This is a genomic window from Herbaspirillum sp. FG34 (genome assembly GCF_057809315.1).
In genome coordinates this window covers 158,712-181,995 of record NZ_JBMDJS010000007.1, presented here as the reverse complement: position 1 = coordinate 181,995, position 23,284 = coordinate 158,712, and the positions used below count along the sequence as shown (strand labels likewise).

Genomic DNA, 23,284 nt, shown 5'->3' with positions numbered 1-23,284 from the left:
ACCAGAGAGCAAGTCCTCTTCAGCTAATCACCCAACGAGATCCATGACCATCCGAACCTGCTTCCCCTCGCGTCCGACCTTGTCCCGACTGGCGATACTGGCCGCTTTGGCCAGCCCCATGGCGGCTGTTCAGGCGCAAGCCACCGACACCCAACGCCAGAGCTACGACATCCCCGCCGGGCCGTTGGACCCGAGCCTCAACAGTTTCGCCCGCCGTGCCGGCGTGCTGCTGTCCTTCGATCCGGCCCTCACGCGCGAGCGCCAGAGCAAGGGGCTCTCCGGCCGCTATACCGTGGCCGAAGGCTTTGCCGCGCTGCTGGCCGGCACGCCCCTGCAAGCCATCCGCAATGCCGATGGCAGCTACACCGTGATGGCCCCCGCAGGCATCACCGGCAGCAATGCCAATGCCGTCCTGCCCACCGTCACCATCACCGAAAGCGCCGACCCCACCGCGCCCTATGCCGGTGGCCTGGTGGCGCGTGGCGGCAGCCTGGGCGTGCTGGGCACGGCCAGCGTCATGGACACGCCCTTCAGCACCACCAACTACACCTCGCAAGGTATCGAGGATGTGCAGGCGCGCGCCATCGGTGACGTCATCACCAACGATGCCTCGGTGCGCAACACCAATGGCAATGGCGGTTTCGGCGACAGCTACCAGATTCGCGGTTTCACCATGTCGGCCAATGACGTGGCCTTCAACGGACTCTACGGCATGGTGCCGCTTACACGCATGCCCATTTCCATGGTCGAGCGCATCGAAGTACTCAAAGGGCCGGGAACGCTGATGTATGGCATGGGGCCGGCCGGCGGGGTCGGCGGGGCGGTCAACCTGATCCCCAAGCGGGCACATGAAGATCCGGTCTCCAGCGTCACGGCCACCTATCTCTCCAATTCGCAGTTCGGCGTGAAGGCCGACCTCGGACGTCGCTTCGGCGAGCAGCAGGAGTGGGGCATCCGCGTCAATGCCCTCTATGCCGATGGCAATACCGGCCTGTCCGGCAGCAATCAGCAGCAGAGCATGGGCTCGGTCGGGCTCGACTACAACGGTGGCCGTGTGCGCTGGAGCCTGGATGCGTATACCCAGCATGAAGACGCGCGCAACTTCCGCCCGCAATTCAGCGTCAGCAGCCTGGTCATGCCGGAAGCGCCCTCGGGCAAGACCAACCTCTACCCGGGCACCACCCTGCAATCGGACGACAAGGCCGTGACCACGCGCCTGGAATACGACATCAACGACCAGCTCACCGCCTACGGTGCCGTGGGCTATCACGAGGCCAGCTCCTACCAGAGCTTTCCCAGCGCCACCATCCTCAATGCAGCCGGTGATACGGGGACTCTCTCCAATGGCTATTACGACCAGAAGGTGGTCTCCACCTCCGCCGATGTGGGCCTGCGCGCGCGCCTGAACACCGGTGGCATCAAGCACACCGTGATGCTGGGCGCAAACATGCTGGACCAGCAGACCGATTATTTCTACCTCTCCGAAAGCAGCAGCGTCACCTCCAACCTGTATCGCCCGGTGGCGCTGGCCGCCATTACCGGTGCGCGCGGCCAGCCCACGCCGCAAAGCCAGGTACGCCTGACCAGCCTTGCCCTGACCGATACGCTGTCGCTGGCCGATGACCGCCTGCGTTTCATCGTCGGCCTGCGCCGTCAACAGGTCTATTCGCACAGCCTGGTCGATGCCACCCAGACCTCCAACAAGACCGCCATCTCGCCGGTACTGGGTGTGGTCGTCAAGCCGGTGCAGAACGTCTCGCTCTATGCCAACTACACGGCGGCGCTCAGTGCCGGTGGTTTCACTTCGGCCAGCGACGGCAATCCCAACCAGCTCTTCCCGCCCTACAAGTCCAAGCAGGTGGAAACCGGGGCCAAGGTCGACTGGGGCCGCATCACCACCACCGCCGCCGTATTCCAGATCGAGCAGGCCAATTCCAGCACCACGCTGGTCAATGGCGTGAGCACCACCACCCAGGATGGCCGCAACCGCGTGCGCGGACTGGAACTGGCGGCCTATGGTGAAATACGGCGCGGCCTGCGCTTCAATGCCAGCGGCACCTTCTTCGATGCCAAGCAGTACCACACCGACAATGGCACCAATGACGGCAAGGATGTCGGCGCCATCCCCAACAGCAATTTCAATCTCGGCCTGGACTGGGATGCGCCCTGGCTGCAAGGCTTGGCCTTGAATACCCGCGTCACCCGTACCGGCTCGATGTGGTACAGCAACGAGAACAAGCTCAAGGTGCCGGGATGGACCCGCGTCGATATCGGTGCGCGCTACATCACCCGAACGGCAGGTCAGGTCGTGACCTATCGCGCCAACATCGAAAACCTGTTCGACAAGAATTACTGGCTGATGCAGAACGGTTATGTCGGCACGGCATCGGGGCGCACTCTGGTGCTGTCGGCGCAGGTCGATTTCTGATCTGCACGTACTTGGTTCTGATTTGCACGTACTTAGTTGTGAGTTGCATCTAATACCCTGCTGCTGAAAGGCAGCAGGGTATTGTTTTGGAAATCTTGAGTGATATAAATAATTTATACTTATTATCGAAATGGCTCAGGCTGCTTCATCAAGCCATTTCCATGTCCATCTCCCTCGCACTTTCCAGGAACACCTGCCGCAACCACTCGATGCCCGGATCATTGGTGCGATAGCGGTGCCACTGCATCATCTGGTGCATCTCCGCCAGCGGCAGCGGGCTCTCCTTCAACACCACCGGCAGCTGCGCCGCCAGCCTGCGCGCCAGCCGGCCATGCACGGTGGCGATGCGATTGGTCCCTTGCACCAGCGCCACGCAGGAAGCAAAACTGAAGCTGGTCACTTCCACCCGCCGTGCAAAGCCCAGCTTGTTGGCCATCCACGCTTCCACCGACGAGGCATTGGCACCCGGCGGCACCATCACCACATGACCGGCCTCCATGTAGCGCTCCAGCGTCAGCTTGCCCTTGGCCAGCGGACTGTGGCGCCACACCACGCAGACATGACGTTCGCGAAACACTTCCTCCGCAGGATGATCAGGCGTACAGAATTCTTGCGGCAATACCAGCAGATCGACTTCGGCCCGGTCCAGCGAGCGGGTCGGGTCCTGCACCTGCGGCATGAGCGCAAAGCGGATCTGCGGCCCCTCGGCGTGGGCTCGTGCGATCACCCGCGGGATCAGCACGTTCAGGCTGAAGTCCGACACCGAGATGCGGAATTCCCGTTGGGAGTCGGCCGGCACGAAGGCCGGCTTGGCCGCGATCGATCCTTCGATGCGACGCAGCACATCGTTGACCGCGTCGCGCAGCACTTCGGCACGGGGCGTGGCTTCCATGCGGCGGCCGACCTGGATCAGCAACTCGTCATCGAAATACTCGCGCAGGCGCCCCAGTGCATTGCTCATGGCGGACTGGCTCAGGTGGATCTTCTCGGCGGCGCGGCTGATGTTGAGTTCGGTCAGCAAGGCGTCCAGGGCGACCAGCAGATTGAGGTCGAGCTTGTTGAAACGCATGAATAAGTCTCCGTTGTCGGGGGCCGGCCTTTCTTCTGTGCAAGGCTTGCAGGGCGCGGTCATGTATTGATCCCGTCCATATCATGAATCAAAACAATCCATTTGATCAATATCAACCACAACCTTAATCTTCACCCAACCGCTGCACGGCCTCGCAGACAGACACGAGAAAAGGCTGGCACGGCAAGCTGGTGGCGCATTGGTTGCGCCACTGTTGAGCCTGGCCCCGACAAGACGCCGCGACGGCGAACAACAAGCCAGGCAGGGTAGGAGACAAGGAGACAGCAGTGAAGAGAGGAACCGTACCAGCCCGGCGGCTGGGCAATCGTGCCGTCCTGGCCACCCTGGCCGTGATCGGTGCTGCCAGCATGCAGTCCGCGCAAGCCTTCGAAGGGGGTGTTTCGCCATTCCCCACCGGGTCCACCAGTGAATACATTGCCGCCCTGCCGCCCATTGCGGGCCTGTTCGCGGTGCAGCAGTTCAACTACAGCAGTGCCGACGGACTCTACGACAACAACGGCAACAAGCGTCCTATCCCCTTCAAGACGGATGTCTACTCGGCCACCACGCGCCTGCTGGCTTCCTACGGTGTGCAATGGATGGGGGCCAAGGTGTATTCCCAACTGGTGCTGCCGGTGGTCTCGCTGCATACCGAAGTGGCCGGCCATGGCGAAAATCACAGCGGTCTGTCCAACATCACCTTCACGCCCTTGCTGCTGCGCTGGGATGTCGCCGCACATACCAATGTCACCTTCGGCTTCGACTTCGCGCTCAAGACCGGCTCCTATGATGCCAAGCGGACCAGCGTGGCAGTGGGCTACAACTCCTACCAGCCGGTGCTGGCGATTCGCCACAACGATCCGGACGGACTGGACCTGGGCATCTCCAACCGCCTGCTCTTCAATGACAAGAACAGCGATACCAACTACCGCTCCGGCACGGCCTATGTGGCCGACTTCATCGGCGGCTGGAACTTCGGCAAGTGGAAGGTGGGCGTTACCGGTTCCTACCTGAACCAGTTCACCGATGATCGCCAGAACGGCGCGGATATCACCGGCAATCGCTCCCGCAGCTTCGCCATGGGCCCCACGGTGGCCTACAACGCCGGTACCTACAGCATCAACATGAACTACCAGCGCGGTCTGTATGCCGCCAATACGACCAAGAGCAATGCCGTCTGGATCAACTTCGCCATGCCGCTGTGGCTGGGCGGCCCGCGCTGAGCCGGCGTCGGCCTCGCCGGGCATCACTCATCATCAAAGGAGTTACACCATGTTCCGTTACTTCCCGACGAACTATGTCTGGAATCTTTCCGTCGACCTCGCCATCGAGATGGGCGCGCGCATCGGTGAAATCGAAGCCATGTGCGCCCCCTTGCAGGAGGCGGCCAAACAGCCTGACGCCGAAGGCACCGCTGCCTTCCGCGCCACCTGGGCGGACATGGCAGAAAAGCTGTGCAGCCTGGCCGCCGAAGACGAAGTACGCGGCCGGCTGCTTTCCGCAGGCGCCAAGTACAAGCGTGCGGCCAGCTACCTGCTGACCTGCGAACGCCTGCAGGCGCATGGCGCGCCGGGTCGGCTGGAACTGTATCGGCGCTTCCTGGAGGTGTTCCAGCGCGGCATCACCCTGGCCGGCGAGAACTGCGAGCGGGTCGAGATTCCCTATCAAGGCAAGGTCATCTCCGGCTTGTATGTACGCGCCAACAAGGTCAAAGGTCCGGCCCCGATTCTGGTGCAGCTCAATGGACTGGATTCGACCAAGGAAATGAAATACCTGGTCGGCCTGCCCGGCTGGCTGGCCGAGCGCGGCGTGTCCTCGCTGGTGATCGACCAGCCCGGCACCGGCGAAGCGCTGCGTCTGCATGGCATGACCGCGCGCTTCGATGCGGAGCACTGGGCAAGTCACGTGGTGGACTGGCTGGAGCAGCGTGATGATGTGGATGCCAGCCGCATCGGCTGTGAAGGCGTCTCCCTGGGCGGCTACTACTGCCCGCGCGTGGTGGCCATGGAGCCGCGCTTTGCCTGTGGCGTGGTGTGGGGAGCCAATCACGACTGGCGCGATGTACAGAAAAAGCGCCTGGAAAAAGAGGGCGATTTCCCCGTGCCGCATTACTGGCAGCACGTCAGCTGGGTATGGGGCGCCAAGGATATCGACGACTTCATGCGCATCGCCGAAGACGTGCATCTGGATGGCGTGGTCGAGAAGATCCGCGTGCCTTTCCTGGTCACCCACGGCGAGAAGGACACCCAGATTCCCCTGAAGTGGGCGCACCGCACCTACGAACAACTGGTCAACAGCCCCAAGCGCGAATTGAAGGTCTTCACCGATCGCGAAGGCGGCGCGCAGCACGCCAGTTTCGACAACTCCATCAACGCCGGCCACGTCATCGCCGACTGGGTGGCCGAGACCCTGGGCGGGCGCACCAAGGCCTGATGCGCACGACGCTACGACACAACACCGAGTCAATCACAAGGAAATCCGCATGAACATCATTGGACCCGATGCCCTGGTCTTTGGCGTGGACGATTTGCCCGCCTGCCGCCAATACCTGATCGACTATGGCTTGAAGGATGTCGGTCATGACCGTTACGAAGCCCTCGATGGTACCGCCATCGTGCTGCGCGCCAAGGACGATGGCACCCTGCCGCCGCCCATGGCGACCGCCAGCCTGCTGCGCGAGACCGTCTATGGCGTGGCCGATAACGCCACGCTGGATGCCATCGAAACCGAACTGCGCCGCGACCGCGAGGTCAGCCGCCGCGATGGCGTGGTGCGCAGCGTCGACGACATGGGTTTCGCGCTGGCCTTCCAGGTCACCGTACGCCGCCCGCTTGCCATCCCGTCCGAACGCGTCAATGGTCCTGGCGATGCCCAGCGCGCACCGAACCAGCTGGGCCTGCCCGCCGATGTGCAGGCCCTGCCGCGTACGCTGTCGCATGTGGTGTATTTCGTTCCTGACGCCGCCAAGGCCGAGGCTTTCTATCAGCGCCTGGGCTTTGTCTGTACCGACCGCTTCACCGGCGTGGGTCCCTTCCTGCGTCCCGCGGGTACGCAGGACCACCATACCCTGTTCATGATCCAGACCCCGCCCTTCATGAAAGGCTGCGAACACTTCACCTTCCACATGGGCGGTCCGACCGAAGTGCTGCTGGCCGGCACCCGTTTCGTCGAGAAGGGTTACCAGAGCTTCTGGGGGCCGGGGCGTCATCGCTTTGGCAGCAACTGGTTCTGGTACTTCAATTCGCCGCTGGGCTGCCACGTCGAATACGATGCCGACATGGACCTGCACGATGAACAGTGGGCCGCGCGCGAAGCGCCGATGGGCGCGGATGCCTCGCAACTGTTCCTGTTCCAGTACCGCGAAAAGTGGGCGCCGAGTGGTCCGCCGCCGGGCGCCGCACGCTGACCCGCGCGGGGAGACGGCCATGTACCTGTGCCATGTCACGCAATTGCCCGAAGACGGTGCACGCGGTTTCGATACCGACGGGGCCGGGCAGGCCACCATCTTCCTGTTGCGGCGGGGCGACCAGATCCGCGCCTGGCGTGACAGCTGCCCGCACCACGGCACCCCGTTACCGTGGCGGCGCGATGCCTATCTCGACGCCAGCGGCCAGCACGTGGTCTGTGCCGCACATGGTGCGCTGTTCGATCCGCTCACTGGCGTCTGCACCCTCGGCCCCTGCCTGGGCGATACGCTCACGCCGGTGGCGCTGCGCCTCGACGACGACGGCGGCCTGCACCTGGCCACCGGCGCCGATGCTTAACCCTTTCAAGAACAAGATTCAGGAGACACCATGACACTCGCAGCCCAACGCATCCTCATCATCGGCGGCGGTTTTTCCGGCATGTCCGCCGCCATCGATCTGCGCCGCCGTGGCGCGCAGGTCGACCTGGTGGAACTGGATGCCCAGTGGCGCAACTATGGCGCCGGCATCAGCCTGGGCCCGGCCACGCTGCGTGCCCTCAAACAACTGGGCGTACTCGATGTCTTCCTGCGCGAAGGTGCGGCCGGTGACGGCGTGCGCCTGTGCCTGCCGCACGGACCGCAGATCGCCGAACTGCCCACGCCGCGCCTGGCCTCGCCCGATGTCCCTGGCGGCGGCGCCATTCTGCGTCCGGTGCTGGCGCGCATCCTGGCCGATGCCACCCGCGCAGCCGGTACCGATGTGCGCCTGGGCTGCACCTTCACTGCCGTGCGCGAGATCGATGACGAGGTCGAGGTAGACTTTACCGACGGCCAGACCCGTCGCTACGATCTGGTGATCGGTGCCGACGGCCTGTATTCCAAGCTGCGCGCCCAGCTCTTCCCCGACGCACCCAAACCGCGCTACAGCGGCCAGGCGGTATGGCGCGCCATCCTGCCACGTCCGGCAGAGATCACCACCTGCACCATGTGGATGGGGCCGCGCATCAAGCCCGGCGTCAATCCGGTTTCCAAGGACGAGATGTACCTCTTCGTGACCGAGCCGCGCCCGGTCAACGAGCACCTCGATCCGGCCAGCTTCGTGGCGCGTCTGCGCGGCCTGCTGGAAGATTTCAGTGCACCGGTCCTGAAGACCATCCGTGACCAGCTCGATGACAACGCCCGCATCATCTTCCGTCCGCTGGAAGGTCTGCTGCTGCCGCGTCCGTGGTACCAGGGACGTGTCGTGTTGATCGGTGATGCGGTCCATGCCACCACGCCGCACCTGGCTTCGGGAGCCTGTATCGGTATCGAAGACGCCCTGGTGCTGGCCGACGAACTGGCGCGCAACACCAGCGTACCACTGGCCCTGTCAGCCTTCGAGGAACGCCGCTGGGAACGTTGCCGCATGGTGGTGGAGAACTCGGCGCGGCTGGGCGAGATCGAGGTCGAAGGCGGCGACAAGGAAGAGCATTCCCGCATCATGCGCGAGTCGCATGCGGCACTGGTCCAGCCCATCTGACGTCCATAAAGCATATAAAAAATATAAACGATTAACGGTTCTGCAATCCGCGTACGACGCGAGGAGACAAGATGATCACGACCTATTCCAAGCGCGCCCTGGCTGCGCTGATGCTGGCCCACTGTGCCGGCATGATCGACCTGGTCGCGCTGCCCGTCTGGGTCGGCACGCTGGTGGCGCATTACCACTTCGATGCGCGTCAGGCAGGCTTGCTGGCGTCGCTGTTCCTGGGCGGCGCGGTACTGGCCAGTGCCGTGCTGGCCCCGCGCTTCGATCCGGAAACGGCGCGCTGGAAGGCGGCCATCGGCTTTGGCCTGTCGGCGGTGCTCTTTGCGCTGGCCGCGCAGACCCAACATTACCTGCTGCTGGCCTTGCTGCATGCGGTGTGCGGGCTGACCACCGGTCTTTCCCTGAGCGTCACGCATGGCACCATCGCGCGGGGCAGCAATCCGCATCGCGGTTTTGCACTGGTCGGCATCGCGCTGGGCGTGTTCGCCATCCTGTTCCTGGGCAGTGCACCGCCTGTCATCGCCAGTCTCGGGGGCGCTGCCTTGTTTTACCTGTTTGCGGGCGTGATGGCGGTGGGGGCGCTGGCCTGCGCCTTGGCGTTTCCGCGTGCCGAGACCGATGGCACGGCCCGCGTGGCTGCGCCGCGCCAGCCGGTACCACGCCAGGTCTGGTACGGCATTGCCGGCATTGCCTGCATGGGTCTGGTGCAATCGATGACGTTCAGTTTCCTGGAGCGCGTGGGCAGTGATCGCGGATTCGGACTGCAAGCGGTCACGGGTGTGCTCATCGCGCTGGGCTTCGTCAATCTCCTGCCCGCGCCGCTGGCGGCCCTGCTGGAAAAACGGCTGCCGGCCCGCAGCGTACTCATGGCCGGCCCGCTGGTGCAGGCGCTGCTGGTGGTGGTGATCATGAGTTCGGCACGCTTTGCGCCCTATGCCGCGGCGGCCTCGGTCTTTGCTGCCGTGATGATCTTCACGCACACCTTTGCCTTTGGCCTCATGGCCCGGCTGGACCGCAGCGGTCGCGCCATGGCCGCCACGCCCGCCATGCTCATGACGGGCGCGGCCATCGGCCCCATCCTCGGCGGCACGCTGGTGCAGGGCTGGGGCTATGGCAGCCTGGGACCGGTGGCCCTGGTCCTGGGCGTGAGTGCATCGATCTGTTTCTCGCGACTGCCACGCGCGGTCGCCGTTCAACCCCAGGAGGCCCTGGCATGACCGTATCCCCGCAAGCGCGTCGGCGTCATCGTTTCGTCGACCTGTCCATCTACCTTGAAAACGACGTGCTCTCCGACCCGCCACCCCTGGCACCGAAGATCACTTACCAGAAGCACGCCGATACCCTGCCCGAGTTCATGGCCATGCTGCCCGGTACGCAGCCCGAGGACTATCCCGATGGCGAGGCCGCCGCTGCCGAGTGGGTCACGCTGACCACGCACAATGGCACGCACCTGGATGCACCCTGGCATTTCCACTCCACGCAGGATGCCAAGAACGGGGGCGCACGTCCCTCCATCACCATCGATGAAGTCCCGCTGGAATGGTGCTTTCAGGCCGGCGTGAAACTGGACTTCCGTCACTTCCCCGATGGCTATGTGGCCACCGCCGCCGATGTGGACGCTGAACTCAAGCGCATCGGCCACGTGCTGCAGCCACTCGATATCGTCGTGGTCAATACCCGCGCCGGATCGCGCTACGGTCATCGCGACTATCTCGGTGCCGGTTGCGGCATGGGCTACGAAGCCACCATGTACCTGCTCGAACGCGGTGTGCGCCTGACCGGTACCGATGCCTGGAGCTGGGACGCACCCTTCTCCTATACCGCACAGCGCGTGGCCGAGACCGGCAACAAGGCGCTGATCTGGGAGGGCCACAAGGCCGGTCGCGATATCGGTTACTGCCACCTGGAGAAGCTGCACAACCTCGAAGCCTTGCCTGCGCACGGCTTCACCATCAGCTGCTTTCCCCACAAGATTCGTGGCGCCAGCGCCGGGTGGACCCGCGCGGTAGCGATCTTCGACGAAGGCTGAACCCGGCTGTCACCCTGGCAGCCATCAGCAGATTCACGCACGACCAGCATTTCCATGGAGCTCATGATGTCCTTCCCCCCGATACACCGCGTCGTCACCGGCCACGATGCACAAGGCCGATCCATCGTCAGCAGCGACGGCCCGCTGCCCACCGTCGTGGAGGTGGCCGCCATTCCCGGCACGCTCTTCCATGAAGTCTGGAGTACCGGCGCCACGCCTGCACGTGTGGACAATGGGGCTGATCCCACCCTGGGAGCGCTGGTCCTGTCACCGCCTGAACGCGGCACGCGCATGCGTTTCGTGGACATCCCGGTCGATACCGAGGACTTCCTTGCCAGCGGCAACAGCAAGATGCACGAAGCCTTCAGCCAGATCGGCGAGGCTTCGGCCTCCACCGTGCAGGCCGACTCCCCGCACCCGCTGATGCACCGGACCGAATCGGTGGACTATGGCATCGTCATCGAAGGCGAGATGACACTGGTATTGGAGCGTGGCGAAGTTGCCCTGAAACCCGGCAGCGTGGTGGTACAGCGCGGCACCAACCACGCCTGGGCCAATCGTTCGGGAAAGCCCTGCCGCATGCTGTTCATCCTGGTCGATGGCGAGTATGACCCGGCCATTGCCGCGCAACTGGGCAAGGGAGCATAAGCCATGAAGTTCGCTACCCTGCGCGACGGCTCGCCTGATGGCGCGCTGGTACTGGTCGCGCGTGATGCCGCCACTGCCTTGCCGGTGCCGCAGATTGCGCGCACCCTGATCGATGCGCTGGCACGCTGGGACGAGGTCAAGCCTGCACTGACCGAGCGTTATGAGGCCCTCAATGAAGGCCGGGCCGAGGGTGTCATCAGCTTCGATGCGCAGCTGTGCATGGCACCGCTACCGCGCGCACCGCAATGGCTGGACGCATCCGCCTTCCTCAATCACGGACGCTTGATGGAAGAAGCCTTCAAGACGCCGCCGATTCCGTATTTCGATACCGTTCCCGTGATGTACCAGGGGGCCAGCGATGATTTCCTCGGGCCGCAGCAGGACGTGCCGCTGCGCTCGGAAGCCGAAGGCATCGACTTCGAGGGCGAGTTCGGTGTGGTGGTCGGCCCGGTCGCCATGGGCGCGACACCGGACGAGGCCCTGCAGGCCGTGCGCCTGGTGGTGCAGCTCAATGACTGGAGCCTGCGCGCACTTGGCCCGCATGAGATGAAGACCGGTTTCGGTTTCCTGCAGGCCAAGCCCTCGACGGCATTTGCACCTATTGCCGTCACGCCCGATGAACTGGGCAAGGCCTGGCGCGATGGCCGTGTGCACATGCACTTGCATGTGCAATGGAATGGCGCGCGTTTTGGCGAACCGCACGGCGGCGAAATGAATTTTTCCTTCGGTCAGTTGATTGCCCATGCGGCGCACAGCCGCCGTCTTACGGCGGGTTGCATCATTGGCTCGGGTACCGTTTCCAATGTTGCGCGCGCGGCCGGTTCGGCTTGCATCGCCGAGCGGCGTGTGATCGAGAAGATCGATCACGGCGAGATCCGTACCGGCTTCATGCACTTCGGCGACGAGGTGCGCATGCAGGCGCATTACGAGGATGGCAGTGCCGGTCCCTTCGGCATCGTGCAACAGCGCGTGGTGCGGGCAGCATGAAGGTCCTGGTCACCGGCGCGGGCGGCTTCATCGGCGCGACCCTGCTGCGGTTGCTGCAGCAGACGGGGCAGGTCGGCACGCGACGCATTGCGCGGCTGGCGGCCATGGACAAGCACTTGCCATCGCTGCCAGATACCGTTGAAAGTATCGAGGGGCAATTGCAGGATGCGCAGGTGCAGTCACGTCTGGCGCAGTTCGGTGCTGATCTTTGCTTTCATCTGGCCGCGGTTCCGGGTGGCGCGGCCGAAGCCGATCCGGCCTTGAGCCGCCGCGTCAACCTGGATGCCACGCTCGATCTGTTCAACTTGCTGGCTGAGGGCAGGGCCGCAGCAAGTGCAGCGCCGGTGGTGGTGTATGCCAGCACCATCGCGGTGTACGGTACGCCCTTGCCCGACCCGGTCGTTCCGTCGACGCCCACGCGACCGGCCCTGATCTATGGCGCCCACAAGCGGGCCTGCGAAATCCTGCTGGCCGATGCCACGCGGCGCGGTGTGCTCGATGGTCGTTCGTTGCGTTTGCCGGGCATCGTGGCCCGCCCGCGCACTGCATCCGGACTGGTCTCGGCCTTCATGAGCGAACTGCTGCATGCAATGGCAGCAGGTGAATCAGTGACCCTGCCGGTGGGGCCGCAAGCGACCGCGTGGTGGATGTCGGCGCAACGTTGTGCAGAAAACCTGCTGCATGCGGCGACCATGGATCCGCTGCTGGATAAGGAAGGCCACATGGACCGCACCTGGGCCTTGCCGGTGTTGCGGCTGTCCATGCAGGAAGTGGTCGAAACGCTCTCGGCCTTGTATGGCGTTGATGGCAATGCGCTCGTGCGCTATGCACCGCAAGAGCCGGTGGAGGCGGTCTTTGGCCGCTATCCCGTGCTCGATGACCGCATTGCGCGCAGGCTTGGCTTGCGTGATGACGGGACGGCGGCGGAGTTGGTGCAGCGAGCCCTGACCTTCCTCTCCTGAACCTCAGGGACGGCCCCTCTCCGCCGTCACGGTTCTTGTCCCTGCTTGCCTGCTCTGGCGGCTCCCTTCTCCACGGATCAGTTGAGACAAATAATGTCTCTTCCCGGTGCGATCATTCATTCCTTCAGCAACAAGGAGGCCCCTTGCAATCCGATTGCCAGGGACCGGGACATGAACCGTAAAAGGAGCCAGAAGATGCCGGTATTGATTGAACACATTGATGCGATCGCAAGGAAACGTCAGCGTGATGTGCTCTACCTCTCATTTGTCTTGGAACGCGATTCACACAGGTATTTACAATAATGTTGGCCTGATCGGGCTTGCTGGTGAAGAGCGGGCTGACCCATAGCGCGATCGGGAAGTGAAAGCATATCCTCGATGACACAACGTTTTGAACAATTGCAGAGGGCTGCAGGTTGGATAAAGGAGGCAGACGGGCTTCTGATCACGGCCGGGGCAGGTATGGGCGTCGATTCGGGGTTGCCGGACTTCCGGGGAGAGGAAGGGTTCTGGGCTGCGTACCCGGCGCTGGGCCGGGCCGGTCTCTCCTTTGAAGACATCGCCAACCCGCAGGCATTCTTGTCCGATCCTCGGCGCGCATGGGGCTTTTATGGACACCGGCTGGCGCTCTATCGCGCAATCGTGCCGCATCACGGTTTTACCCTGTTGAGACAGTGGGCCGACAGGATGCCATCTGGCGCCTTCGTCTTCACCAGCAATGTAGATGGTCATTTCGGAAAGGCTGGTTTTTCCGATCCTCATGTTTGACGATGTAGACTGGCATCATACGTCGGCAGTGCAGCAGCGATGGCGCCTGGAGCAATGGATCGCTGCCACACGGCACCTTGTGGTCATCGAAATCGGAGCGGGCTCCGCACTTCCGACCGTGCGACGCTTCGGCGAACGATACGGTCCGCGCGTGATCCGTATCAATGCACGCGAAGCAGCCATTGCCCCGCACATCGGAACGGGAATTGCCGGTTCGGCGATAGATGTGCTGCGCGAGCTGGACAGCTTTTCCCAGGAGAGATCCTAGCGCTTGAGAGTGGCAAGGGCGTTGAGGACCTTCAGAGCGTTGAACAGCGCTAGTGGTCTTGTTCATAGAGTCGCGCGCTGGCCTTGGCCTCTGCAGCGAATTCCTTGCGCAGGCTCCGGGGTTCCAGTATTTCGGCATGGGGGCCGAAGGAGCGCAGCCACCAGCGCAGTCTTTCGCTGAGAATGACCGTCGCCTGAACGGTGATACCGCCATCCGGATGTGTTTCCACGGTCTGGTCGCCTGAGATGGGGGCTTCCAGAACGGCGTGGTTGCGCCCTTTGGCAAAGCGAACGGCCAGTTTGATATCTCCTTTCGGAAGGAAATCGAATTGCCTCTCTTGCGCGATGTATTTCTCCAGGGAGAAGTCGCGGGGATAGGAGAACGGATCCGGACAGACCTGTGCGCTCTTCATGCGGTCGAGCCGGTACATGGCCGGATCGGGCTTGGAGGTCCGTTTGGCCACCAGATAGACGAACGAGGCCATTTCGACCAGGCCCAGCGGCATGACCAAACGGGCCTCCGGCGTTTTGTCCGGGCTGGACCGGGCGTGATAGACGATCTCCAGAAGCTGCTCGGAAAACAGCGCTTCGGAGACGGACAAGAAGATGGATTCCGGTATCACCGGAGCCAGTAACTGAAAGCCGCTATCGACGATGGCCACTTTCTTGTTCCAGCTGGCATGTCGCCGGGTATTCGATCCCATCCCCTGTTTCAGCCGCTCTTGGGCGACATCGAACAGTCCCGCCAGGGAATTGGCCACTAGCGCCGGGATCTGGCGACTGGCAAAGCGTTTGAGCGCCTGCAATGCAAGGGCCTCGTCAAAGGTCATCATGCCGCCCGCTTTGGCGGCCACGCCGCTGGCTCCTTCCTTTTTCTGCCACGCCAGCGCATTGCCGATCTTGTCGCTGATCACCACACCCTCATCGCGAAACGCCTCCAGGCGGCGTTGAACGGTCTTGTTGTGCTGAACGCTCAGGCCACTGCGTCTGAGTGCATCCGCGACTTCAGGCGTGGTCATCCAGGGATCAGTCGATTTCCTGGTTGGCAGGAGGGCAAGAATGGGGTAGTCGAGGGGGGACATGAGAAAGCAAGGAAATCGAATGGGACATAAAATGTCTCATGGATGAGGGACACTGGCAAGGCTGGTCAGGGGACGAGCAAGAAATGCCGATGCCGATCCCTTCGCTTCATACATTTTCGGGTCAACCACATCAAGGAAAGAGAACAATGAGAGAGCTGATTTCCAGTCTTCAACAGGCGATCAAACAGAACACGCTTGATTCACGTCGTATAAACGATGCGATTGGTCAGCTCCAGGCCCTCGGCCACAAGGCGTATGACGCACACAAGTTCCCGGCGCTCCCCGCGAACACTGCAGAGTTTTCCGGTGACATCGGTGATACCCCACAGAACCTGGCAGAAGCGCTGCTTTGGAAAATGGGCAAGTGGAATACCTACAAAATATTCGTGGAAAATTTCAATGATCTCGACCGGGAAGTCTCATCCGACGGCGGCGTCGTTTTCTCTGCCTTCGCCAGGTATCTTCGGGATCCTGATGCGCCGATTTATGATCAACATGCGATGCGCGCGATTTGGGCGTTAGGCTCGCTGGATGCAACCGAAGAGGAAAAATGCAGGAAGTTTCTTTTCACGGGGAGCGGCGGCTGGAGGCAGACCGGAACTGGCGACAATGACGCCTCCTGCTACCGGCTGTTCGTTAAACATGTCAACGCGATCTGCGACACCAACCAGGTGACGCACGCCGCGCTGGACAAGCTGCTCATGCCGTTGGGGCAAGCACTCAAGGCGCGTACGGGAAATGCGAATGTCAGCGACAGGCAGGCCTTCGTCGAACTTTGCTGGCCAAGCTGAAGTGCGACACTTTGGTACGTTCCGGGAGCTCACGTTTGAATGAACGCCGGGTGGCCGGGGGGGGGGGGCTGCGTGCCCCTGGTTCTCGACGTCGCAAGGCGCGCGTGGGGCGTCAGTTCACGCCGCCAACCCGAATTCCTCCAGCGTATAAGGCCGCCTCTGCTGCAGCACCTCGTTCAATTCCATCGCCTTGCTGAACAGCCATCCCTGCGCATGAATCTGCGGTGCGATGCTGCGAATGAGCTGCAATTGCTCTTCCGTCTCGATGCCCTCGATGACCACCTTCAGCTCCAGCTCGGTGGCCAGGCGCAGCAGGTTGGGGACCACCGAGCGCAGCGGCGATCCGGTGCTAAGGGCGCTGGTGAAGAGCCGGTCAATCTTGATGCCGTCGAACTGCGCATACGACAGGTGCGAGAGATTGGCGCTGCCGGTGCCGAAGTCATCGATCCAGATCGCAAAGCCGGCCTTGCGCAACAGTTCGATGTTCTGCGTGAAGGTGGCCGAACGGATGTCGGCGCGCTCGGTGACTTCCAGGTGCAATTGCGAACGTAGCCCCGGCGTGGCCGCCGTCAGTTCCAGGGCGAACTCGATGAAATCCGCATCCTCGATGTCGGCGACCTCGGTATTGATAGCCAGCATCAGCGCCGGATCGGCCTGCAGCAGGTCGTGCATCTCGCGCACCGCACGCGCCAGCACCACCTTGGCCAGCGCCGCACTGAGCCGGTTCTGCGCGGCCAGCGGCACAAAGATGTCCGGACCGATCTCGGGTTCGCCCGCCGGTCTCCAGCGCGCCAGCGCTTCGTAACCCGTCAGGCTCAGATCCCGTACGCAGACGATGGGCTGGTACAGCAGCACGATCTCGTCACGAGCAATGCCCTCGCGCAGTTTCTCCAGCACACCCTGGTTGCGACGCAGGCGCAGATACATCAGGCAGGCCAGCGCCCCCAGCAGGAAACCGCCAGCCAGCAACGCCAGGAAGCTCAAGGGATGCGCCAGCGCAAACCAGTGCAGGCGCGCCGTGGCATGGGCGCACAGGGCCATGTCGCGACTGCACTCGGTAATGTCGATATGGGGCAGCAGATCCATCGCTCCGGCTGGGTTGTAGCGCAGACCAGCGCGTTGGGCATAGGTGTGCGTGCCATCGCCGTTGGTGATGCGCAGTGACACATCCTGATAAAAACGGTTGAGCTCGAAGGTCGAGGGCGAGGCGATGACCAGGCTGTGATTGAGAGCGACCAGATTGCTCTGGTAGTGCGTCTGCAAGACTTCCTGGTGGCTCCATACGTCGAAGCCGCCGCGCGCGCGATAGTGCGGTGCGGGCAGCCGGGTCGGCTGCTCCAGCTTGCCCCACAAGGCCGTACAGCGCACCACCCCCTGCTCGATGCGACCCAGGTCGGCCACATAACTGTTGGCATAGGCGATGTTGCGCAGCATGGTGAGATCACCCTCGGAACAGGCTTCGAACGGACTGGCCTCGGCCCGGCGCAGTGCATCGGCAGTGGCCCGCCCGGCGTCTTCCGCACGCTGCAAGGCCTGCATCGACGAGGCGTCGATGTGGACAATCTCCGAGACGGTCAGCGCGAGCTGCGCCAGAATGACTCCCCCAAGCATGCAGCTGCAGGCCCAGAGAAGGATTTTCCAGGAGGAAACGCGTCGGAAGACTTTGCGATTCATTGCTCAGAAAGTAATTATGTCGCGCAAGCTTAATTTAAAACGCTGCTTCCTTATCCGGTTTTTTTCGTGGCCGCTTGTTTTGCCTCGTGTTTTGCGGCCATTTCCCAGCGTGCGGTAGACACCCCCATCGCAAGTGATGTGCGCTATCCACGAATCTCGCCAGTCCTCGCGTTGGCGAGGGATGGCTCATCTCATGCGCTATCGGGGAGAACTCAGGATGTGACCTTGACCGCGCGCCCGATGTAGAGAATGGGGCCGGTCGGACGGCCTGTGGGGGAGCCGGTTCCGGGCTCCAGCGTGATCTCGAAGAGCTGGTCCGGCTGCAGTGGCGGCAACTTGTCCAGGGCCACTTCCTGGGTCTTGCCCGGCTTGACGAGGCCCAGCGAGACCGGTCCGTTCCAGTTGCTGCCCTTGGTCCAGAATTGCAGCGCCTTCTCCTGCGGCACCGTGGCCACGCCCAGCGGGATCAGATTGAGACGTCCGCTGCCGCCGGTCTGTACCACCCAGCCAGGCGCCTTGTCCTGCGGTGCGACCAGCACCACCATGTAAGCCGGTGCTCCGGTGGGCGGCCCGGCACGCAACATGATGACGGCCAGCAGGACCGAGCAGGCCAGCGCCGTGGCCGTACTCCAGCGCCAGAATTGCACGCTCTCCCACCAAGCGCGCCAGCCACCGCGCTGACGCACGGCTGCCGGTGCGGGCAGGCTGCGCTCGATGCGCTGCCACAGGCTGGTCGACGGCTGTACCGGCTCTGCCAGCGCGGTCAGGGGGTGCAGCTTCGCTTCCCAGTCGTCGACGGCGGCGCGCAGGGCAGGGTCCGTGGGCAAGCGCCGCTCCACCTCCTGGCGCTGCGCGTAGGGCAGCGTACCCAGCACGTACTGGGCGGCCAGCCATTGCAGATCTTCGTGTGATGCGTTCATCCGATACACTCCCGCAGCGCGGCCAGGCCACGCTTGATCCATGCCTTCACCGATCCCAGCGGGGCCTGGAGACGCTCGGCGATTTCTGCGTGGGTACAGCCATCGACATAGGCGTAGACGATGCTGGCGCGCTTGGCATCGCTCAACTGGCCCAGGCACTCGTCCAGCCGGCCGAGGTCGGCCTGCCACTCGGGCGCTTCAACGGCGGGCTCGGCGCGCTCAGCCAGTTCTTCCAGGTCGTCACCGACGGCGACTTCGTGCTGCATGGCGCGGATGCGATTGAGGGCGGTATGGCGCACCACCGTATAGATCCATCCGCGTGCCGCACCGCGCGCCGGGTCGAAGCTGGCGGCGCGGTTCCAGAGGTTGAGGAAGGCGTCATGCAGGACGTCCTCGGCCAGTGCGCGATCACGCACGATGCGCAAGGCCACTCCCAGCAGAGTGCGGCCCTCGTGCTCGTAGAGCGCCTGCAATGCACGACGCTCGCCGTGCGCGCAGGCGAGCAGGGCGGCTTCATGATCGAACGAGGCGGGGACGTCAGTCACGCGAAAGCAGGCTCCGGGCGATGGTTGCCCGGCCGGAACCTCCGACCGGGGTAAACAGGCCTTGGATTATAGCCAGGGATGAGCCCGCATCAGGATGCCTTCCAGAAAATATAGTCGGCCTGGTAGCCCACCTTCTGCTTGGCACCCGCCGAAGCCATGTCGCAGCGATCAGCCGGGGCCACGCCGCCCTTGGTGGCGACGCGCTGGATATAGGTCGTCTGCGTCATGGCGCCCATGCCGGTGGCCGGATTGGCCTTGACCAGCTGATGCGGGATATTGCCGGTGCCGGCCGGTGCGACCGCCACCTGGGCGCCCGTCACCTTGGAACCGTCGCTGCTCTCCCAGGTGGCCGGCGGGCCATAGTAACGTCCGACCTGCATGCCGTTGCGATCCTTGAGCACGGCATCCGGGCCGACGAAGCTCCACTCGAACTGGCCGGGCATGTCCTTCTTGGCGCGGCACTCGTAGAGGATCTCGCCCACGCCCACGGTCTGCAGCACGACCTTGTTGCCGGCCGGAACCTTGACGGCCTCCGGCAGGCCGTCCTGCGAATACATGGTCGACATGGGCGCGCAGGCCGCCAGCGCCACGGCAGCAGCCAGGGGCAGGGCGATACGGAGGGAACGGGAAGACAGGACGGCAGTTTGCATGATGGGCTCCTTGTTTCTTGAAAGGGATGTTGTCTCGTGCAGCCCGCCGCCGCATGCGCGACAACGGGGCTGACATGAGGTACTACCCGCGAGGAGCCGATCTGGATGCAGTAATCTGAAAATATTTTTTCCGGCCCGACAAATGCGCGTCGGGCCGGCATTGCATCAGTTGCGGGTGGCGATGGAAGGATAGTCGCCGCAGCCTTCCGGCCAGGGTGTGAGGATTTCATAGCCCTTGGCGGTGACCACCACCATGTGTTCCCACTGGGCCGACAGCGAGCCGTCGGCGGTCAGGACGGTCCAGCCGTCGTCGAGCTGGCGGGTATGGCGCTTGCCGGCGTTCAACATCGGTTCGATGGTGAAGATCATGCCTTCCTTGAGCGGCAGTCCGCTGTTGCGCTGGCCGTAGTGCAGCACTTGTGGTTCATCGTGATAGATGGTGCCGATGCCGTGGCCGCAGTATTCGCGCACTACCGAGAAGCCGTCGCGCTGGGCCACGGTCTGGATGGCGTGGCCGACATCGCCCAGGGTGGCGCCCGGACGCACGGCGCGAATGCCTGCACACATCGCCTCGTAGGTGGTGTTGACCAGCTTGCGCGCGGTGGCGTTGGGGGAGCCGACCAAGTACATGCGGCTGCAGTCGCCGTACCAGCCATCCTTGATGACGGCCACGTCGATGTTGATGATGTCGCCATCCTTGAGCACCTGGCCACCCGGGATGCCATGGCAGATCACGTCGTTGACGGAACTGCAGATGGTCTTGGGGAAGCCGTGGTAGCCGATGTTGGCGGGGGTGGCCTGTTGCACCTTGACGATGTGGTCATGGCAGATGCGGTCCAGCTCGTCGGTGGTGACACCGGCCTTGACGTGCTCGGCCACGATGTGCAGCACTTCGGCCGCCAGTTGCCCGGCCACGCGGGCCTGGGCGATTTCTGCGGCGGTGCGCAGCTTCACTTTTCTCATGCTTGTCTGTTCGGTGGGTGCCGCGCGGTGCGCAGCGGTCGTTCGGGCGACTATTTTAGCCGGGCTGGCAGGCGGCTGCCGCATCGCTCCTTGTTCCTGGCGATTTTTCGAGGAGGGATGCAGACTTTTTCAGACAGCGGTGCTGGCGCAGACTTGTCAGTAGAATCGATGCAAACGGCATGATTCATTCATTGCATTGATCAATCCCACAGCATCACCGACCACAACGGACTCCATGGAACTGAGGCAACTGCGCCAATTCATCGCGCTGGCAGAAGAAAAAAGTTTTACCCGGGCGGCCACGCGCTGCCATGTCGTGCAATCGGCGCTGTCGTCCTCGATCCGCCTGCTGGAAGAAGAACTGGCGGCCGCATTGTTCGTGCGCACCACGCGCCGGGTGGAGCTGACGGCGGCTGGCGAAGCCTTCCTGGAGAGTGCGCGCCGTTCGCTGGCGGCCCTGGAGCAGGGGGCTACCGACGTGGCCGACGTCAATGCCATGCGGCGCGGCCGGCTTTGCATCGGCACGGTACAGAGCCTGCCCTCCTTTGTTGATCTGCCGGCGCTGCTGGCACGTTTTCACCGTCGCCATCCGGCGGTGGAGGTGCGGCTGTGCCAGGGGGCGGCGGGCGAGCTGAACGAGAAGATCGATGCCCGCCAGCTGGACCTGGCCATCCTGCCCATCGAGGAAAGCGGGGAGGGTTTGCAGCAACACATCATCGCCTGCGACGAACTGGTGCTGGCCTGCCACCCCGGCCATCGCCTGGGCAAGGCGCGTTCGGTGACGCTGGAACAACTGGCCGGCGAGGGTTTCGTCGATTTTGAAACCGGGTTGGGCACGCGTGCGCTGGTCGATCGCGGTTTTGCCGAAGCAGGCTTGCGGCGGCGCGTGGCCTTCGAGGTGAGTGACCTGGTGACCTTGCTCGATCTGGTCGGCCATGGGCTGGGTGTGGCGCTGTTGCCGCGCGACCTGGTGCGCTCGCGGCGGGGCAAGCTGGCTTGCATCAAGCTGCGCGGGGTGGAGTTGTGCTGGGAACTGGTGGTCACGCACAAAGCGGCGGCCCGCAATGGCGTGCTGGTGCTCGATGCGGCACCGGCGGCGTTTCTTGCCTTGTTGATGGAGCAGGCGCAGGCCCGGGAAAAAAGCTGAATCAGCGGCCCGGCAGGATTGCGCCCTGCTCGGCGCTGCATGTTGGATGACCGGCCCGCGTCCTCGAACAAGGCCGCATGACAACGCGGCGCTACCATCAGCACGCGATGTCCTGCGCTTGGGTGGTTTCAGGGCGATATGAAGACAGCTTCAGGTGGGGGCGCCACCGTAGCCGGTTTCCGTCGCCCCTGTGGGCGTCAGATGAAGCGTTTGACCGCCCGAGGCCCGAACAGCGCCACCACCATCATTACCAGCGCCACCCCCACGAAGCTCACCCGCAGCCCCAGGTGCTCGGCCACGCCGCCGATGCACACCGGCCCCAGCAGCATGCCGACGTAGGCAAAGCGTGCCACGGCGGCGATGCTTTCGGCGGCGGGCATGCCCGGTACGCGGGCCGCTGCCAGGAAGAAGATCGGCATCAGGTTGGCAATCCCCAGCCCGGCCAGCAGCAGCCCGGCCATGGTCGCCAGCGGGGTCGGCAAGGTCGCCGCCAATGCGATGCCGGCAGCACCCGCCACCCCGCTCCAGAGCAGCGTGCGCAAGCCACCGATGCGTGCTCGGATGCGGTCGCCCGTCAGGCGCCCGGCGGCCATGCCGGTAGAAAACGCGGCGTAGCTGTAGCTGACCCAGGCGGCGGGCGACTGGGCGATGTCGCGCATGTATACCGCAGCCCAGTCATACATGCCGCCCTCGCACATGAGCGCCAGGAAGGAGATCACGCCCAGTACCAGCACCATGCGGCGGGCCGACCTGTCGCTGCCGGGCGTGGCTGCCGTTTCGTCGTGGGCATCGTCAGGCAGGGCGAAGGGGCCGATGGACAAGGCCACCGACAGCGTCACCACTGCCACCAGCCCGGCATGGGCCAGGGGCGACAGGCCGGGCAGGGCGCCCAGGGCCGAACCGGCGATACCACCGATGCTGAACATGGCATGCAGGGTGGACATGATGGGCCGGCTGCGGCGACCTTCCACCAACGCGGCCTGGACCGACATCGCGACGTCAAAAGCCGCCATGGCGCTGCCGAACACCAGCAGCAGCGCCACCAGCATCCAGAACTGCGGCGCCAGCGGGATCAGCAGCAGCGTGGCCGCATAGAGGATGCCAGCCTGGCGCAAGGCGCGCGCGCTGCCCACGCGCGCAATCCATTTGCCGGACTGGCCCATGGTCAGCAGGGCTCCCCCGGCCACGGCCAGCATGGCCAGCGACAACACCGCGTCCGACAGGGCGAAGCGATCCTTCACCGAGGGAATCAGGATGCCCCAGGTGGCGAAGGTGGCACCATTGACGAAAAACTGCGCCATGGTGGCGCGGGTGGCGTGGCGGATGCGGTGTGGTTCGGAAGCGGGTGCGGATGAGCTGCCTGAAAGCATGGAGAGGTCTGGCGAAAGTCAAAGAGCGTCACTGTGCCAGTTTTTGATTC

At 63.6% G+C, this 23,284-nt stretch carries 23 protein-coding genes; 15 read left to right on the top strand and 8 right to left on the bottom strand.

The window, feature by feature from the left end:
* Nucleotides 1-43 precede the first annotated feature (43 nt).
* A complete protein-coding gene (locus ACODSZ_RS11405) occupies nucleotides 44-2,428 on the top strand; it encodes a TonB-dependent receptor (RefSeq protein WP_175342758.1) in 2,385 nt (794 codons plus the stop codon).
* A gap of 148 nt (nucleotides 2,429-2,576) precedes the next feature.
* Here the strand turns inward: ACODSZ_RS11405 and ACODSZ_RS11400 are convergent, their stop codons facing one another.
* The gene (locus ACODSZ_RS11400) at nucleotides 2,577-3,497 is read right to left on the bottom strand and encodes a LysR family transcriptional regulator (RefSeq protein ID WP_488927609.1); all 921 of its coding nucleotides are present in this window, start codon (nucleotides 3,495-3,497) and stop codon (nucleotides 2,577-2,579) included.
* Nucleotides 3,498-3,865: 368 nt separating this feature from the next.
* Between ACODSZ_RS11400 and ACODSZ_RS11395 the strand changes: the two genes are divergently transcribed.
* From ACODSZ_RS11395 to ACODSZ_RS11340, 12 genes are all read left to right on the top strand, one after another.
* Nucleotides 3,866-4,720 (top strand): SphA family protein, encoded by an 855-nt coding sequence (locus ACODSZ_RS11395; protein WP_050978060.1) that lies wholly within the window; start codon nucleotides 3,866-3,868, stop codon nucleotides 4,718-4,720.
* 49 nt (nucleotides 4,721-4,769) lie between these two features.
* Entirely contained in the window at nucleotides 4,770-5,930 is a 1,161-nt protein-coding gene (locus ACODSZ_RS11390; RefSeq protein WP_008326001.1) for an alpha/beta hydrolase family protein, read from the top strand.
* A gap of 49 nt (nucleotides 5,931-5,979) precedes the next feature.
* Complete coding sequence (locus tag ACODSZ_RS11385; RefSeq protein ID WP_175342759.1) at nucleotides 5,980-6,903, top strand: VOC family protein; 924 nt, start codon at nucleotides 5,980-5,982, stop codon at nucleotides 6,901-6,903.
* 19 nt (nucleotides 6,904-6,922) lie between these two features.
* A complete protein-coding gene (locus ACODSZ_RS11380; protein WP_008326003.1) occupies nucleotides 6,923-7,261 on the top strand; it encodes a Rieske (2Fe-2S) protein in 339 nt (112 codons plus the stop codon).
* A 30-nt stretch (nucleotides 7,262-7,291) separates the two neighbouring features.
* Nucleotides 7,292-8,422 carry an FAD-dependent oxidoreductase gene (locus tag ACODSZ_RS11375; RefSeq protein ID WP_175342760.1) on the top strand — a complete coding sequence of 377 codons (1,131 nt, stop codon included), beginning with the start codon at nucleotides 7,292-7,294 and terminating at the stop codon, nucleotides 8,420-8,422.
* A gap of 71 nt (nucleotides 8,423-8,493) precedes the next feature.
* Nucleotides 8,494-9,648 (top strand): MFS transporter, encoded by a 1,155-nt coding sequence (locus ACODSZ_RS11370; protein ID WP_488927608.1) that lies wholly within the window; start codon nucleotides 8,494-8,496, stop codon nucleotides 9,646-9,648.
* Nucleotides 9,645-10,460, top strand: coding sequence for a cyclase family protein (locus ACODSZ_RS11365; protein WP_175342762.1), 816 nt, complete (start codon nucleotides 9,645-9,647; stop codon nucleotides 10,458-10,460). Before ACODSZ_RS11370 ends, ACODSZ_RS11365 begins: the two co-directional genes overlap by 4 nt.
* Before the next feature lie 66 nt (nucleotides 10,461-10,526).
* Nucleotides 10,527-11,108, top strand: a complete 582-nt coding sequence (locus tag ACODSZ_RS11360; protein ID WP_488927646.1) for a cupin domain-containing protein — start codon at nucleotides 10,527-10,529, stop codon at nucleotides 11,106-11,108.
* A 3-nt stretch (nucleotides 11,109-11,111) separates the two neighbouring features.
* On the top strand, nucleotides 11,112-12,095 hold the full coding sequence (locus ACODSZ_RS11355; protein WP_175342763.1) for a fumarylacetoacetate hydrolase family protein: 984 nt from the start codon (nucleotides 11,112-11,114) through the stop codon (nucleotides 12,093-12,095).
* Nucleotides 12,092-13,057 (top strand): NAD-dependent epimerase/dehydratase family protein, encoded by a 966-nt coding sequence (locus ACODSZ_RS11350; RefSeq protein WP_488927607.1) that lies wholly within the window; start codon nucleotides 12,092-12,094, stop codon nucleotides 13,055-13,057. The genes ACODSZ_RS11355 and ACODSZ_RS11350 overlap by 4 nt, the downstream gene beginning before the upstream one ends.
* Nucleotides 13,058-13,435: 378 nt before the next feature.
* Nucleotides 13,436-13,825, top strand: a complete 390-nt coding sequence (locus ACODSZ_RS11345) for an SIR2 family NAD-dependent protein deacylase (RefSeq protein WP_488927606.1) — start codon at nucleotides 13,436-13,438, stop codon at nucleotides 13,823-13,825.
* The gene (locus tag ACODSZ_RS11340; protein WP_488927605.1) at nucleotides 13,782-14,093 is read left to right on the top strand and encodes a hypothetical protein; all 312 of its coding nucleotides are present in this window, start codon (nucleotides 13,782-13,784) and stop codon (nucleotides 14,091-14,093) included. Before ACODSZ_RS11345 ends, ACODSZ_RS11340 begins: the two co-directional genes overlap by 44 nt.
* Before the next feature lie 49 nt (nucleotides 14,094-14,142).
* Here ACODSZ_RS11340 and ACODSZ_RS11335 read toward each other — a convergent pair whose 3' ends face one another.
* Nucleotides 14,143-15,111 carry a helix-turn-helix transcriptional regulator gene (locus tag ACODSZ_RS11335; RefSeq protein WP_488927604.1) on the bottom strand — a complete coding sequence of 323 codons (969 nt, stop codon included), beginning with the start codon at nucleotides 15,109-15,111 and terminating at the stop codon, nucleotides 14,143-14,145.
* A gap of 209 nt (nucleotides 15,112-15,320) precedes the next feature.
* On the opposite strand from ACODSZ_RS11335, the gene ACODSZ_RS11330 reads away from it, so the two are divergent.
* Nucleotides 15,321-15,965: a hypothetical protein gene (locus ACODSZ_RS11330; protein ID WP_488927649.1), complete on the top strand. Its 645-nt coding sequence runs from the start codon at nucleotides 15,321-15,323 to the stop codon at nucleotides 15,963-15,965.
* 117 nt (nucleotides 15,966-16,082) lie between these two features.
* Here ACODSZ_RS11330 and ACODSZ_RS11325 read toward each other — a convergent pair whose 3' ends face one another.
* The 5 genes from ACODSZ_RS11325 to map all read right to left on the bottom strand — a co-directional run bounded on the left by ACODSZ_RS11325 (nucleotide 16,083) and on the right by map (nucleotide 20,717).
* Nucleotides 16,083-17,576 carry an EAL domain-containing protein gene (locus ACODSZ_RS11325; protein ID WP_488927603.1) on the bottom strand — a complete coding sequence of 498 codons (1,494 nt, stop codon included), beginning with the start codon at nucleotides 17,574-17,576 and terminating at the stop codon, nucleotides 16,083-16,085.
* A 275-nt stretch (nucleotides 17,577-17,851) separates the two neighbouring features.
* Nucleotides 17,852-18,559: an anti-sigma factor gene (locus tag ACODSZ_RS11320; RefSeq protein ID WP_008326055.1), complete on the bottom strand. Its 708-nt coding sequence runs from the start codon at nucleotides 18,557-18,559 to the stop codon at nucleotides 17,852-17,854.
* On the bottom strand, nucleotides 18,556-19,104 hold the full coding sequence (locus ACODSZ_RS11315; protein WP_175342769.1) for a sigma-70 family RNA polymerase sigma factor: 549 nt from the start codon (nucleotides 19,102-19,104) through the stop codon (nucleotides 18,556-18,558). The genes ACODSZ_RS11320 and ACODSZ_RS11315 overlap by 4 nt, the downstream gene beginning before the upstream one ends.
* 89 nt (nucleotides 19,105-19,193) lie before the next feature.
* Nucleotides 19,194-19,754, bottom strand: coding sequence for a DUF3455 domain-containing protein (locus ACODSZ_RS11310; protein WP_488927602.1), 561 nt, complete (start codon nucleotides 19,752-19,754; stop codon nucleotides 19,194-19,196).
* A 165-nt stretch (nucleotides 19,755-19,919) separates the two neighbouring features.
* Nucleotides 19,920-20,717, bottom strand: a complete 798-nt coding sequence (gene map / locus ACODSZ_RS11305) for a type I methionyl aminopeptidase (RefSeq protein ID WP_175342771.1) — start codon at nucleotides 20,715-20,717, stop codon at nucleotides 19,920-19,922.
* 235 nt (nucleotides 20,718-20,952) lie between these two features.
* Between map and ACODSZ_RS11300 the strand changes: the two genes are divergently transcribed.
* A complete protein-coding gene (locus ACODSZ_RS11300; protein ID WP_008326061.1) occupies nucleotides 20,953-21,864 on the top strand; it encodes a LysR substrate-binding domain-containing protein in 912 nt (303 codons plus the stop codon).
* 197 nt (nucleotides 21,865-22,061) lie between these two features.
* Here ACODSZ_RS11300 and ACODSZ_RS11295 read toward each other — a convergent pair whose 3' ends face one another.
* Nucleotides 22,062-23,234, bottom strand: coding sequence for an MFS transporter (locus ACODSZ_RS11295; RefSeq protein WP_488927601.1), 1,173 nt, complete (start codon nucleotides 23,232-23,234; stop codon nucleotides 22,062-22,064).
* Nucleotides 23,235-23,284 lie beyond the last annotated feature (50 nt).

Excerpts from the sequence above, each read along its gene's own strand:
- ACODSZ_RS11405 (WP_175342758.1), top strand. The coding sequence starts at position 44 with ATGACCATCCGAACCTGCTTCCCCTCGCGTCCGACCTTGTCCCGACTG.
- ACODSZ_RS11400 (WP_488927609.1), bottom strand. The coding sequence starts at position 3,497 with ATGCGTTTCAACAAGCTCGACCTCAATCTGCTGGTCGCCCTGGACGCC.
- ACODSZ_RS11395 (WP_050978060.1), top strand. The coding sequence starts at position 3,866 with ATGCAGTCCGCGCAAGCCTTCGAAGGGGGTGTTTCGCCATTCCCCACC.
- ACODSZ_RS11390 (WP_008326001.1), top strand. The coding sequence starts at position 4,770 with ATGTTCCGTTACTTCCCGACGAACTATGTCTGGAATCTTTCCGTCGAC.
- ACODSZ_RS11385 (WP_175342759.1), top strand. The coding sequence starts at position 5,980 with ATGAACATCATTGGACCCGATGCCCTGGTCTTTGGCGTGGACGATTTG.
- ACODSZ_RS11380 (WP_008326003.1), top strand. The coding sequence starts at position 6,923 with ATGTACCTGTGCCATGTCACGCAATTGCCCGAAGACGGTGCACGCGGT.
- ACODSZ_RS11375 (WP_175342760.1), top strand. The coding sequence starts at position 7,292 with ATGACACTCGCAGCCCAACGCATCCTCATCATCGGCGGCGGTTTTTCC.
- ACODSZ_RS11370 (WP_488927608.1), top strand. The coding sequence starts at position 8,494 with ATGATCACGACCTATTCCAAGCGCGCCCTGGCTGCGCTGATGCTGGCC.
- ACODSZ_RS11365 (WP_175342762.1), top strand. The coding sequence starts at position 9,645 with ATGACCGTATCCCCGCAAGCGCGTCGGCGTCATCGTTTCGTCGACCTG.
- ACODSZ_RS11360 (WP_488927646.1), top strand. The coding sequence starts at position 10,527 with ATGTCCTTCCCCCCGATACACCGCGTCGTCACCGGCCACGATGCACAA.
- ACODSZ_RS11355 (WP_175342763.1), top strand. The coding sequence starts at position 11,112 with ATGAAGTTCGCTACCCTGCGCGACGGCTCGCCTGATGGCGCGCTGGTA.
- ACODSZ_RS11350 (WP_488927607.1), top strand. The coding sequence starts at position 12,092 with ATGAAGGTCCTGGTCACCGGCGCGGGCGGCTTCATCGGCGCGACCCTG.
- ACODSZ_RS11345 (WP_488927606.1), top strand. The coding sequence starts at position 13,436 with ATGACACAACGTTTTGAACAATTGCAGAGGGCTGCAGGTTGGATAAAG.
- ACODSZ_RS11340 (WP_488927605.1), top strand. The coding sequence starts at position 13,782 with ATGGTCATTTCGGAAAGGCTGGTTTTTCCGATCCTCATGTTTGACGAT.
- ACODSZ_RS11335 (WP_488927604.1), bottom strand. The coding sequence starts at position 15,111 with ATGACCACGCCTGAAGTCGCGGATGCACTCAGACGCAGTGGCCTGAGC.
- ACODSZ_RS11330 (WP_488927649.1), top strand. The coding sequence starts at position 15,321 with ATGAGAGAGCTGATTTCCAGTCTTCAACAGGCGATCAAACAGAACACG.
- ACODSZ_RS11325 (WP_488927603.1), bottom strand. The coding sequence starts at position 17,576 with ATGCTTGGGGGAGTCATTCTGGCGCAGCTCGCGCTGACCGTCTCGGAG.
- ACODSZ_RS11320 (WP_008326055.1), bottom strand. The coding sequence starts at position 18,559 with ATGAACGCATCACACGAAGATCTGCAATGGCTGGCCGCCCAGTACGTG.
- ACODSZ_RS11310 (WP_488927602.1), bottom strand. The coding sequence starts at position 19,754 with ATGCAAACTGCCGTCCTGTCTTCCCGTTCCCTCCGTATCGCCCTGCCC.
- map (WP_175342771.1), bottom strand. The coding sequence starts at position 20,717 with ATGAGAAAAGTGAAGCTGCGCACCGCCGCAGAAATCGCCCAGGCCCGC.
- ACODSZ_RS11300 (WP_008326061.1), top strand. The coding sequence starts at position 20,953 with ATGGAACTGAGGCAACTGCGCCAATTCATCGCGCTGGCAGAAGAAAAA.
- ACODSZ_RS11295 (WP_488927601.1), bottom strand. The coding sequence starts at position 23,234 with ATGCTTTCAGGCAGCTCATCCGCACCCGCTTCCGAACCACACCGCATC.